At 59.3% G+C, this 11,722-nt stretch carries 13 protein-coding genes; 7 read left to right on the top strand and 6 right to left on the bottom strand.

Translation table 11 applies throughout. From position 1 onward, the window contains the following. Window positions 1-50 precede the first annotated feature (50 nt). Window positions 51-545 (bottom strand): DUF1543 domain-containing protein, encoded by a 495-nt coding sequence (locus J2Y83_RS15220; protein WP_253396397.1) that lies wholly within the window; start codon window positions 543-545, stop codon window positions 51-53. A 106-nt stretch (window positions 546-651) separates the two neighbouring features. Here J2Y83_RS15220 and J2Y83_RS15215 point away from each other — a divergent pair, with 106 nt between their 5' ends. Next, window positions 652-1,473 (top strand): aldo/keto reductase, encoded by an 822-nt coding sequence (locus J2Y83_RS15215; protein WP_253396395.1) that lies wholly within the window; start codon window positions 652-654, stop codon window positions 1,471-1,473. Between the two features lie 44 nt (window positions 1,474-1,517). Here J2Y83_RS15215 and J2Y83_RS15210 read toward each other — a convergent pair whose 3' ends face one another. Both J2Y83_RS15210 and J2Y83_RS15205 read right to left on the bottom strand, forming a co-directional pair. Beyond that, on the bottom strand, window positions 1,518-1,847 hold the full coding sequence (locus J2Y83_RS15210) for a DUF6388 family protein (protein ID WP_253396393.1): 330 nt from the start codon (window positions 1,845-1,847) through the stop codon (window positions 1,518-1,520). A gap of 21 nt (window positions 1,848-1,868) precedes the next feature. Then, window positions 1,869-2,135 (bottom strand): hypothetical protein, encoded by a 267-nt coding sequence (locus tag J2Y83_RS15205; protein ID WP_247403933.1) that lies wholly within the window; start codon window positions 2,133-2,135, stop codon window positions 1,869-1,871. A gap of 222 nt (window positions 2,136-2,357) precedes the next feature. On the opposite strand from J2Y83_RS15205, the gene J2Y83_RS29600 reads away from it, so the two are divergent. Further along, window positions 2,358-2,489 carry a hypothetical protein gene (locus J2Y83_RS29600; protein WP_301295014.1) on the top strand — a complete coding sequence of 44 codons (132 nt, stop codon included), beginning with the start codon at window positions 2,358-2,360 and terminating at the stop codon, window positions 2,487-2,489. Here the strand turns inward: J2Y83_RS29600 and J2Y83_RS15200 are convergent. From J2Y83_RS15200 to J2Y83_RS15190, 3 genes are read right to left on the bottom strand one after another with little or no spacing between them, the layout of a single operon-like run. Further along, on the bottom strand, window positions 2,486-3,340 hold the full coding sequence (locus J2Y83_RS15200) for a metal-dependent hydrolase (protein WP_253396391.1): 855 nt from the start codon (window positions 3,338-3,340) through the stop codon (window positions 2,486-2,488). The two genes, J2Y83_RS29600 and J2Y83_RS15200, sit on opposite strands and share 4 nt — an antisense overlap. Before the next feature lie 14 nt (window positions 3,341-3,354). Continuing rightward, complete coding sequence (locus tag J2Y83_RS15195; protein ID WP_253396389.1) at window positions 3,355-4,245, bottom strand: SDR family NAD(P)-dependent oxidoreductase; 891 nt, start codon at window positions 4,243-4,245, stop codon at window positions 3,355-3,357. Next, window positions 4,242-5,780: a flavin-containing monooxygenase gene (locus J2Y83_RS15190; protein WP_253396387.1), complete on the bottom strand. Its 1,539-nt coding sequence runs from the start codon at window positions 5,778-5,780 to the stop codon at window positions 4,242-4,244. The genes J2Y83_RS15195 and J2Y83_RS15190 overlap by 4 nt, the downstream gene beginning before the upstream one ends. A gap of 266 nt (window positions 5,781-6,046) precedes the next feature. On the opposite strand from J2Y83_RS15190, the gene J2Y83_RS15185 reads away from it, so the two are divergent. From J2Y83_RS15185 to J2Y83_RS15165, 5 genes are all read left to right on the top strand, one after another. Next, window positions 6,047-7,045 (top strand): alpha/beta fold hydrolase, encoded by a 999-nt coding sequence (locus J2Y83_RS15185; RefSeq protein WP_253396385.1) that lies wholly within the window; start codon window positions 6,047-6,049, stop codon window positions 7,043-7,045. 294 nt (window positions 7,046-7,339) lie between these two features. Next, a complete protein-coding gene (locus J2Y83_RS15180) occupies window positions 7,340-8,620 on the top strand; it encodes an alkane 1-monooxygenase (RefSeq protein ID WP_253396383.1) in 1,281 nt (426 codons plus the stop codon). 135 nt (window positions 8,621-8,755) lie between these two features. Beyond that, window positions 8,756-9,250 carry an alkane oxidation protein activator PraA gene (gene praA / locus J2Y83_RS15175; protein WP_253396381.1) on the top strand — a complete coding sequence of 165 codons (495 nt, stop codon included), beginning with the start codon at window positions 8,756-8,758 and terminating at the stop codon, window positions 9,248-9,250. A 134-nt stretch (window positions 9,251-9,384) separates the two neighbouring features. Next, entirely contained in the window at window positions 9,385-9,912 is a 528-nt protein-coding gene (praB, locus tag J2Y83_RS15170; RefSeq protein ID WP_253396379.1) for an alkane oxidation protein activator PraB, read from the top strand. Window positions 9,913-10,116: 204 nt separating this feature from the next. Beyond that, window positions 10,117-11,535 carry an outer membrane protein transport protein gene (locus tag J2Y83_RS15165; protein ID WP_253396377.1) on the top strand — a complete coding sequence of 473 codons (1,419 nt, stop codon included), beginning with the start codon at window positions 10,117-10,119 and terminating at the stop codon, window positions 11,533-11,535. Window positions 11,536-11,722 lie beyond the last annotated feature (187 nt).

The raw sequence follows: 11,722 nt of genomic DNA, 5'->3' as shown, positions 1-11,722 counted from the left end.
CTTTAGAGCAGGCTCCCCCTCTCATGAAATGAGCTATCCGGCCATGGCGCTCACGCCAGCACCCTGTAGTCGTTCTGCTGGATCACCGGCTGGTGCTGGCCTTGGACCAGGTGAAGGTAACGGCCGTCCACCAGGTCGATGGGCAGGCAGTCGTCGATGTCCAGCACACCGTCGGTGTGGGCCTGTGACCAGTGGCGCAGCAACTGTTGCTTGCCTTTGCACGTCGCTTCCTTCTTGTCGCGGGCAACCACCAGCAGGTAGTGATGCGCCTCGCCAAAGCGGTTGGCCTCGTAGCCGCCCAGGTTGATGAAGTACAGGTGGTGCGCGCCGGCCTGGGGCGCCAAATGGCTGAGCTCGACTTTCCAGCCGTCGACGCCATCGACCGCCATCCACGAATCGATATGCATACCCTTGGGGCTGCCAAACCAGGCGTCGCGCAACTGTGGGTAGGTGGCGTCCAGCGTATCCGCCACGGCGAATACCACGTCATGGACTTCGATCCTGGCCCGTGGGTGCTTACCCCCGAGCATTACGACAAACAGCATTGCAGGCCCTTCCCGGCGATTTGGCAAAGGGCAACCATACTTCGATTGAACCCTTTTGTCTGGTGAATGCCACACTGTTAACCCGCGAACACATCAGGAGGTTGTCATGCGAACCATTGATCTGGCCGGTGTTCCGGTCCCTGTCATCGGCCAGGGCACCTGGCGCATGGGCGAAGACCCGGACCGGCGCCGCGCCGAAGTCGCGGCGCTGCAGTGCGGCATCGAGGAGGGCATGAGCCTGATCGATACCGCGGAAATGTACGGCGAAGGCGGCGCCGAAAGCGTGGTTGGCGAGGCCATTCGCGGCAAGCGCGAGCAGGTGTTCCTGGTGAGCAAGGTCTACCCCCATAACGCCAGTCGCACGGGCATACCGCGTGCGTGCGACGCCAGCCTGCAACGGCTGGGCACCGAATACATCGACCTGTACCTGCTGCACTGGCGCGGTCAGTACCCACTGGAAGAGACCGTCGAAGCGTTCGAGCGTTTGCGCGAAGCCGGTAAAATCGGCCGCTGGGGCGTTTCCAACTTTGATGTGGCAGACCTGCAGGAACTCGCTTCACCGGCCTGCGCGACCAACCAGGTGCTCTACAACATTCAAGAGCGCGGCATTGAATTCGACCTGCTGCCGTGGTGGCAACAACATCACTTGCCGTTGATGGCTTACTGTCCGATCGCGCAAGGTGGCGAGTTGCTGTCCAGCCCCACCCTTAAACAGATCGCCCATCGGCATCAGGCAACGCCCGCGCAGGTCGCGCTGGCCTGGGTGGTGCGTCAGGACGGGGTGATCGCCATCCCCAAGGCCGTTACGCCGGAGCATGTGCGGCTTAACGCTGCGGCCGCTCAACTGGTGCTGGACGAGCACGACCTCGATGCCATCGACCGGGTGTTCGGGGCGCCCAAGCGCAAGCATCCGCTGGCGATGGTGTGACGCGATAAAACCCGCGTGGCACTGCGGGTTCATGGCATGCGGTGTCAGCCGCTCACACCATGCAACTCGCAGTATTCGTCCCAGCTCATCCCCGCCATCTGCGCCACTTCCCTATGCACTTCGAGGCGTTGCGCTTCGAATGCCTGGGCGGATTCGGCCGTCAGCTTGAGGGTCAGCTCCCAGGCAAACAGCCCCAGGCGCTCGGCTTCGGCTTCGAACGCTTCATGCAGGCGTTCGGCGCGGTATTGCGCCAGGGTTTCGCCTTTGGCCTGGGCGGCCAGTGGGTTCAGGGTGTCCAGTTGGGTGAGTACATCCGGGTGCTCATGCAGGAATCTGTCCAGCGCGAGTTGATGGGTATCGCCGGGTTGGGACAAAGGTTTACTCCTAGAAAAGTGTCAGGCACCCGTGCCGGTGTCCTGGCGAGCCTGTTTACGCCGGGCGCGTTTGTGCAGGCGGCGGTTTATCCTGGTTCGTATGGGGTCAAGAACGAAGAGTAACAGGTACGCCGTCAGCACCAGCGTCAGGTCCATCCAGGTTTCGCTGATGGGCCCTGAAAACACTTCCACGAGCGCCTTGATCAGATAGAGCAGAGCAACCCCACATAACCACAGTACGGCGTTAAACATCAGTGGGTGCATAGTATTCGACCACTTGTGTTGCATCTCAAGCCAACCTCCTTGCTGCCTGCGACTTCAGCCTGTTCCCTGGTTGGAGTATCAGGGAATCCTGAAAAAGCCGCCGATTTTACCTCTTGAAGCTGGCTTAGGGATTGGTTCTTGTCAGAAAGTTCCATTGCTCAATAGCGAACGCGTCAGTGAGCGTGCTGAGGCACCTGAAAACGCACGTGTGCGACCGCAACACTGGCCAAGGCGGCCAGACGCTCGGTGAAGCGCAGTTTGAACAGTGTTTGCGCCATCCTGAGCACCCACGGTGATCGGGCGACCGTGGTGCTGCAAGTGGCGCTGCGGGGCGATCAGTTGCCAGGTTTCGTGCGCAAGCGCGCCGCGTTGGCCTAAGCCTGGGCCTGGGCTGAGCGGTATTCGCGCTGGGTCTGCTCGATCTCTTCGACCAAGCCATCGATCCGTGCCAGGCGCGCACGGTTGTCGTGGTCCCACGGATGAAAGCCCGGTTTGAAGTAGTGCAGCCACGGCCGCAGCATCCGCGGGAACACGCCCTTGGGCCCATACAAAAACTTGAGCATGCGCCAGAACCCTTGCAGGTGCCCGCCGGGCTGGCGGTCGGCAATCAGCAGGCGCAGGTGGAAATCAAACACCACCAGCCAGAAGAGCAGCGTCGTAGTCAGCATCGTCCCGGTGCGCAGCAGGTAGCGCAGCGGGCCTGGCTTGATCACGCGGTTCCACACATCGAACGCCACCGCCTTGTGCTCGGTTTCTTCGAGGGCGTGCCAGTACCACATCTGCTGGTAGCCCTTGAGCGAATCGCCGAAGCGCGAGGGGTCGCTCAGCAGGATTTCCGCGAGCATCGCGGTGTAATGCTCAAGGGCGATGGTCACCGCCAGGTTGAACGACGGCGGCAGGTGTTTTTTCTGCAGGTCGAGGAAGAATTTCAGGCGTCGATCCAGGCGATGTGCTGGCAGGCCTGCGGCGTGCAGCAAGTCGTTGTAGGCCACGTGTTCGCGGCTGTGCATGGCCTCCTGGCCGATAAAACCCTGGATCTCTTGTGTCAGCGCCGGGTCATCGATGCGTTGGCGGTAGTGGCGCACGCTGTCCATGAAAAACAGTTCGCCCTGGGGAAACAGCAGCGACAGCGCATTGAAGAAATGCGTGATGAACGGGCCTTGTTCGTGCCAGTTCTTGATGCGTTCGGCGGGCAAGGCAAAACGGATATCGCGACGGATCGGCAGCATGGGCTTGCTCCTGTTCAGAGACGGGGTTCGTCGTTGGTTTCAAGCACCGGCGTGCGTTGCTTGGGGGCCATACGCTTGCTGGCGAACACCACCAGCGCTTGATAGGCCGCCGGCAGGCAGCGGGCGAGCAGGTCGAGGAAATACGCATCGCGGCCGATGAGTACGCGCCGTTTATTCTTGCGCACGCCCTGCAGGATCACCTTGGCGGCCTGGTCGGCGTCGGTGATGAACAGCTTTTCGAAATCGGCGCGGGCCTGCTGTTCGCTGTGGATCAGAAAGCCGGTCATGTTGGCGTCGATGCGGCTGCTGCGGCAGATATCGGTGCGGATGCCGCCGGGGTGGACGCAACTGGCCGAGACGCCGCAATGTTGCAGGTCCAATTCCTGGCGAAGGGCTTCGGTAAAACCGCGCACCGCGAATTTGCTGGCGTTGTAGCCGCTCATGCCTGGCTGGGCAAACAGCCCGAACACGCTGGAGGTGTTGATCACATGGCCGTCGCCGCTGGCTTTGAGATACGGCAGGAAGGCCTTGGTCCCATGCACCACGCCCCAGAAGTTGATGCCGATGATCCATTCCAGATCGCTGTAGTCCACGCCTTCGACGGTGCTCGACAGTGCCACCCCGGCGTTGTTGAAGATCAGGTTGACCTGGCCGTGATCGGCGACGCAGCGCGCGGCCCAGGCCTCCATGGCTTGGCGGTCGGACACATCCAGCACTTGGGTGGTCACGAGCACCGGTGACAGCGTCGACGTCTTGATCAACGCCAAGGTCTGCTCCAGGCCTTGGCTGTTCTTGTCCGCCAGCGCCAGGTGGCAACCTTCGCGCGCCAGGGCCAGGGCCAACGCACGGCCCATGCCGGATGCCGCGCCAGTGATCGCCGCCACGCGGCCGTTGAATGACTTCATGACAGGCTCCCTTCTGCGGTGGAGTGTGGCGCAGCCGTTGCGCGGGGAGCCGCGTCAATCGGCGCCATGCCGGCGACATAATCCTTGAGCGCAAAATGCCGGGTGATTTGTTTGAAGCGCCAGGTCGAGCCCGGCCACAGGGTGGTGTTCTTGCCGGTGCGGGGGTCGAGGTACCAGCTTCGGCAACCGCCGGTGTTCCAGATGGTGCGCGTGAGTTTGTCCTGCAGTTGGCGGTTGTAGGCCTGTTCCACCGAGGGTTTGACGTCTACCGTGGCGATGCGGTGGCGCTGCATCTGTTGCAGCGCATCGAGGATGTAAGCGACCTGGGCTTCGATCATCAGGATCATCGAGTTGTGCCCCAGGCCGGTGTTGGGGCCGATGATCAGGAACAGGTTCGGGTAGCCGGGCACCGTGGCGCCTTTGTAGGCGTGGGCGCCGTCGTGCCAGGCGTCCATCAGGTCGACACCGTGACGCCCGATGATGCAGTCGCGGGGCAGCGGGTCGGTGGCCTGGAAGCCGGTGCCGAAGATCAGGCAATCGGCCGGGTGCTTGACGCCGTCGGCGGTGATCACGCCATCAGCTTCGATGCGCAGCACGCTGTCGGTCACCACCTGCACATTGCTGCGCGACAACGCCGGGTAATAGTCGTTGGAGATCAGCACGCGCTTGCAGCCGAGGGTGTAGTCCGGCGTCAGCGCCTTGCGCAGGGAAGGGCGGGTGACGTGTTTGTGCAAATGCCGCAGGGCGATTTTCTGCACCATCCGCATCAGCCGTGGGTGCCGGGCAAAACCCACCACGCGGCCTTCCAGCGCCCAATACAAGGCGCCGCGCACCAGCCGTTGGGTGAAGGGCAGGTGCTTGAACGCCCAGCGCTCAACCCGCGAAATCGGCCGGTCGGGCTTGGGCATGATCCACGGCGGGGTGCGCTGGAACAGGTCGAGATGCGCCACCTGCGGCGCGATCTGCGGCACGAACTGAATGGCGCTGGCGCCAGTGCCGATCACCGCCACACGCTTGCCCTTCAGGGCATAGGCGTGGTCCCACTGCTGGGAGTGAAAGCGCTGGCCCTTGAAGCTGTCCAGCCCCGGGATATCCGGCAGCGCCGGGCGCGACAAGCCGCCCATGCCCGACACCAGCACCCGCGCACTGACCTGGCGCCCATTGCTGAAGCTCAGTTGCCAGCGTTGTTGCTGCTCATCGAACACCGCCCGTTGCAGGCCCATGCCGAAGCGCAGATACGGCGCCAGCGCGAAACGTCGGGCGCATTGCTCCAGATAGGCGCGGATCTCCGCTTGCGGGGCGAATTGGCGTGTCCAGTCCGGGTTGGGCGCGAACGAAAACGAATAGACATGGGACTGCACATCGCAGGCGCACCCTGGGTAGTGGTTGTCGCGCCAGGTGCCGCCGAGTGTCTCGGCCTGCTCGGCGATAAAGAAGTCAGTAAACCCGGCTTGCTTGAGCTTGATCGCCATGCACAGGCCGGCAAAGCCTGAACCGATGATGGCGATGTCGATGGAATCGCTGTGGGCATTCATAGGCTGTCCTGCATGGGCATCGGATGTGCTCCTGTTTTTGTTTTGTCTTTTAGATAGAACACCATTGCAAAGAAAAATTGAATTACTTATTTTAAAAAAGATTTTAAATAATCTACCTGAAAATATCGCCTACGCTAGTCCCTGGCTCCTCATGTGCGACGTGTCCGACGGTATGCACGAAGTTTAGGTCCAGGGTGTGGACGATGGCTGAGGCCTTGATCAATTCCGGTCGGGCGGTCGGCAGCAGGGAAGCAGAGGACCGAGCTATGGCTGTTGAATGGGTTATTGCTGCGGGTGTGCTGGTCGCAGCGAGCGTTGTGTTAGGGGGCTTCAGTGCCTGGATGACACGGCGCATTGAAGCGGCCGTTCCAGGCAATGGGCGCTTCGTCGAGGTCGATGGCGAGCGCTTTCATTATTACGACGAGGGCAAGGGCCCGGCGCTGGTGATGATTCACGGGCTGATGGGCAGCAGTCGCAACCTGACCTACGCCTTGTCCGGCCAGTTACGCCAGCATTTTCGCGTCATCAGCGTCGACCGACCGGGGTCGGGCTATTCCTCCCGGCATCCGGGTACGGCGGCGGACCTGCCGGCCCAGGCCCGGCAAATCGCTGCCTTTATTCAGACGCTGGGCCTGGAAAAACCGCTGGTGCTGGGGCATTCCCTCGGCGGTGCGATTGCCCTGGCACTGGCGCTTGACCATCCCCACGCGGTCTCGGGGTTGATCCTGGTGGCACCGTTGACCCATCCCCAACGCCTATTGCCGCTGGTGTTCCTGTCATTGGCGGTGCGCCCGGCAGGGTTGCGTCGCTGGCTGTCGCATACCCTGACCCTGCCTATCGGCCTGCTGACCAAAGGTTCGGTGGTCAAAGGCGTGTTCGCCCCCGATCCCGCTCCAGCGGACTTCGCCACCCGCGGCGGTGGGCTGCTCGGCATGCGCCCGGCCAACTTCTACGCGGCCTCCACCGAGATCAACCAGGTCAACGATTACCTGCCGGGCATGGTCAAGCGCTACCCGCAACTGACCCTGCCCATTGGCCTGATATACGGCGCAAAGGACCAGGTGCTGGACTTTCAAAAGCACGGCCAGGCCCTGGCGAGCCGGGTGCCCGGCGTCAAGCTGCAGTTGGTGGAAGGGCGCGGCCATATGCTGCCGATCACCGCCACGGAGCGCGTGGTGGCGGTGGTGGAACAGGTGGCTAAACGTGCCCGGGCGGTGCAAAACGCCACGGTGTTGCATCCTCCGTTCGCCCTGGCGAGCAAATAGTTGTGCCCTCCGACCCGCGGTTGAACAGCGTCAATGCTTGTCCTAGACACCTGACCCTGTGGCGGGAAAAGAGACTGCTCGGTCACGTCAATAAGGGCTTGAAAAACTAGTTGACGACCTAATGATTCCGCGTTATTTATTTAAAAAAATATTTCAATGTTTGTTTTGAAATGATTTTTGAAATGCCTAAGAGCGAATAACAATGAAAAAAACGTCTTTTATCGCATGGTTGATTTCCCGGAGCTTTTCGCGCTCCTCGAACCTGTTTTGCACCTGCCTCGTCCGGAGGTTGCCATGAGTCAGACCCTGGCAACTCCGCAGGTCTGGGCCGACGGCAAACGCCACCTGTGGTGGCTCGGCATCCTGCCCCTGGCAACGCCTTTACTCGCCGGCACACTGGCAATCACCAGCGGCGTGCAACAACTGTGGTGGGTTGGCGTATTGGTGATCTTCGGCCTCATCCCGCTGATCGATGGCCTGTTGGGCGAAGACGTGAGTAACCCGCCCGAGTCCGCCGTCGGCCACCTCGAATCGCAACGCTACTACCGCTGGATCATCTACACCGGCGTGCTGTTCGTCATTGCTTCGGTGGTGATCACCGGCTGGCTGGCGGTCGGCGGTATCGACTGGATCATCCACGGCGGTTTGCTCCAGGCCAGCGCCGCACTGGAGCCTTCGAGCGGGCTGGCAAAAACGGCCGCCTATATCACCTCGCGCACCCAGCTTCACGGTGAGGTCAGTGCGTTCACGTACCTGGGCATGGCCATGTCCACGGGCGCCGCGACCGGCATCGCGATCAACACTGCCCACGAGCTGGGGCACAAGCCCAAGCCGCTGGAAGTGTTCCTGGCCAAAGTCACCCTGGCGCCGACGTTCTATGGGCACTTCTACACCGAACATAACCGCGGCCATCATGTCCGTGTCGCCACCCCGGAAGATCCGGCCAGTTCGCGCCTTGGCGAGAGTTTCTGGGCCTTCCTGCCGCGTTCGGTGTGGGGCAGCACACGTTCGGCGTGGAACCTGGAGCGCGAACGCCTGCGCAAACTCGGCTTGCCGGCCTGGCACTGGAAAAACGCGGTGCTCAGCGCCTGGCTGTACAGCGTGGTGTTGTGGGGCGCGATGATTGTCTGGTTGGGGGCGGCGGTGATTCCGTTCCTGATCATCCAGGGCATCTACGGCTTCTCGCTGCTGGAAGTGGTGAACTACGTCGAACACTACGGCCTTAAACGCCAGAAGTTGCCCAATGGGCGTTATGAGCGTTGCTCACCGCGGCACTCGTGGAACAGTAATCGAATTGTCACCAATATCTTTCTGTTCCAGTTGCAACGGCATTCCGATCACCACGCCAACCCGACGCGCAGTTATCAATCGTTGCGTCACTTCGATGAATCGCCGCAACTTCCCTACGGTTATGCGAGCATGATTGTCTGGGCTTATGTACCGTACTTGTGGCGACGACGGATGGATCATCGAGTGCTCAGGCATTATGCCGGGGATATCACCCTGACCAATCTTCAACCGTCCAAGCGTTTGCACTATCTGACACAATACGGCGGCCATACTAAGACGTTTTGAGATGAACTGAGAAAGTTACCTAGCGTGCTCGGGATCTTTGTGTCGCGCGGTTTTTTATCGCCCGTCGTTTGTTGATTTCATTGCAAGAAAGTTGTTTGACCCCACAACAATAAAAGCAAGGGAAGGACGTCCACCATGCAAGCACCTGCCAAGTTCACCGCCCATATTCTATTGGCGGCATTGGGTCTGATTGTCTATCAACAGGCCCAGGCTGCCCGTATTGAACCTGCCGGCAGTACGTTTACTGCGCAAGGCCCTATCAGTTTTTCCAAAGGCAAACTGATCAGTGCCGACTGCACCATCAAGGTGGCGGGCAAGGTCGCCGCCGATGGTTCCTCGGTCAATGTCGACAAGGTCGAATTCGACGGCGGCCTCAAGTGCAGCCGGGTCGAAGCCATCAACCTGCCGTGGATATTAGTGGCCAAAGACACCCAAAGCGGCTCGATGTCGAAGATCAGCGTGGACGTCCACGCCTTTGGCCTGGGCGGCAAGTGCGGCCCGTCCACGGCCGACGGCACCTGGGATAACGCCACCGGCAAGTTGGAAGCCGCCAATGTGCCGATTGGCGAAGACTGCAAGATCAAGACGGTGTCGATCAAGATGCCGGCCAACTTCAAAGTTGTCGAATAACTACATCCGATAGTTGCAGCGGTAATTGAATTGAAATTTGGCTGGAAAGGGAAGTTCTGCAGTTTCTCCGTGACCTCTCGTTCATGGCCATTACCCCTGGCGAAATGATTCGCCATAACATGTGAGGAAAAATAATGAAAAGTTTGAAAACCCTCGTATCGTTGTCCGCTTTGACCGTGTGCATGGGTGCTGCTTCGATGGCGAATGCTGTTAGTCTGAGCCCACTCAACACAGGGTTCACTGCTACAGGCACCATTGTCACGAAGTCTCCATCTTCGTTCCAAATTCCGATTACCTGTAACGTGACTTTTACTGGGTCTGTCAACAGTGCTGGCCTCGGCATCATTACCAGTGCAGTAGTAAGCGGATCTAGCGACGTGTGTAACTATCCACAGACAACTCCTTACTTGCCTTGGACGTTGACCGCCACAAGTCTGTCGGGCGCCGCTGCGCTTGGCACCGTCGCTGGTGTTGGCTTCAATATTAATCATGCCCCTCTGCCTGTAACTACCTGTGGTCCGTCGCCTATTTCGGTCGGTTACAGCAATACCACGCACGTCCTGACTGCGTCCGGTCAGGCTGTGGCACCAAATTGCACAGTGCAAACCTTGAACGTGACCGTTACCTCGGCCACATCCACACCCATCACCGTTGTTCCTTGATTCTGGTTTGAGAACTAAGGGCTGATCACCCGTTAAAAGGCAGGCGTCTTTAATAGGGCGCCTGCTGTTGGTTTTTTTGAATCTGTTTTTTCTTTAAAGAACGCTGTTGGGTCGCGTAGTTACTTGATTCGAGAATAACTGGAAAGGCCTGCGGAACAAGGCATACCCGGTAATACCGGCGCTTAAAATAATCAGGAGTGGTAAATGAAAAATAAAAAACAACACGCTCGCACATTATTAGGGCTGGCTATAGTGAGCGGACTGGTAGCCGCGAGTTCAGCACAGGCCGGTGGCTTCGCCACGCCAACTTTCGGGGCAGAGGGGTGGGGTCGCGCATTTGGTGGTGGTTCAATGTTTAAAGATGACCCGTCATCGGCGTACAACAACCCTGCTGCCATGGCGTTCATCGATCACAATGTCGCGCAATTCAACATCGATTACGCGCGTATCAATATCAAATACAAGGGAACGGCCAAGGATTATGCTGGCAATGATCCGGCCAAAGTCACTCTTGATCCAGTTAACGGCACTTTCGACTCCGTCCCGCGTACCGGTGACGGTGGCCAAGGCGGTTTCACTGCCTGGTTACCTACTGGTTTTATGGTTATGCCGCTGGGTGACCGTTTCGCCTTCGGTCTAAGCCAGGTCGTGCCGATGGGCGCGCGTACCACTTGGGACGACGATTGGATCGGACGCGACTTTGCTGTGGATACCCGAATCGAAACGGTGGGGGTGACCGGTTCCTTGTCATTCAAGGTCAATGATGAGTTCTCTGTCGGTGGCGGCGCCATTGTTCAGCACACCAAGGGTTTTGTGAGCCAGAACATCGACCTGTTTGCCGCTGCAGCCCTTTCGCCAGCGATAGGCGCTGCGTTTCCTTCCGGTGCGGGATACTCGCTGATACGAGTGAAGGTCGACAATACCTCGGTGGGCTGGTTCGCAGGCTTGGCTTGGAAGCCCACTCTGCAAGACACCATTGGCCTGAACTATCATGCAAAAATTAAAAACAAACTAGAGGGTAAGTACAGCATTTATGCTGATCCATTTTCCAAGGGACTGATCGACTCTGGTCTTCCTTCTCAAGCCTACCCGGGGCTTACGCTTAACTCGAATGGCGCCAATGCCACCACTCAACTGGATGTTCCCGCCAACGCGTCCGTTGACTGGGTGCACCAGTTCACCGACCGATTCACCCTCGGCGCCAGCGTCACCTGGACCCAGTGGTCATCGTTCAAAAACCTGACCTTGAAATCTGAAGGCTCCACCATTGTGGCCATTCCTTATAACTACAAGGATGCCTGGATGGTCTCCCTCGGTGGCGACTACAAACTCACCAACGACTTCACTCTGCGCGCCGGTGTGGCAACGGACCAGACGCCTACCCGGGACTCCACCCGCGACCCACGTATTCCAGACGGCGACCGGATTTTCACGTCCCTGGGCTTCGGCTACAAGATCCGGGCTATCCCAGGCCTGGGCATCGACGGTTCTTACTCCCACCAGTTTGTTGAGAAGGCCAAGCTGCAAACCCACAACCAGGATCGCCTGGGCGGTGCAACCTTGGACGGCAAGGCGGAGGCTTATGGGGACGTAGTCAGCCTGGGGGTCACCTACGAGTTTTGATCTACTGTCGCCACGCCACTGTCCGTGAGCAGTCAGCGCATCTTTCTGCCCGGCCTGGGGCTGGCATTGCATCGACGGGTCGCCCACGCGACCCGTTCCGATCCCTTCACCACTAATCAACCCGGCTGACTCTTTAGGCCGTTAATTTTTTTGTCAAATGACTAAATAAAAATTTTAAAACAAAATT

This window comes from Pseudomonas marginalis, assembly GCF_024169655.1.
Lineage (GTDB): Bacteria > Pseudomonadota > Gammaproteobacteria > Pseudomonadales > Pseudomonadaceae > Aquipseudomonas > Aquipseudomonas paraveronii.
The sequence above is the reverse complement of the archived record's forward strand: the minus strand, read 5'-3'. Positions and strand labels throughout refer to the sequence as shown.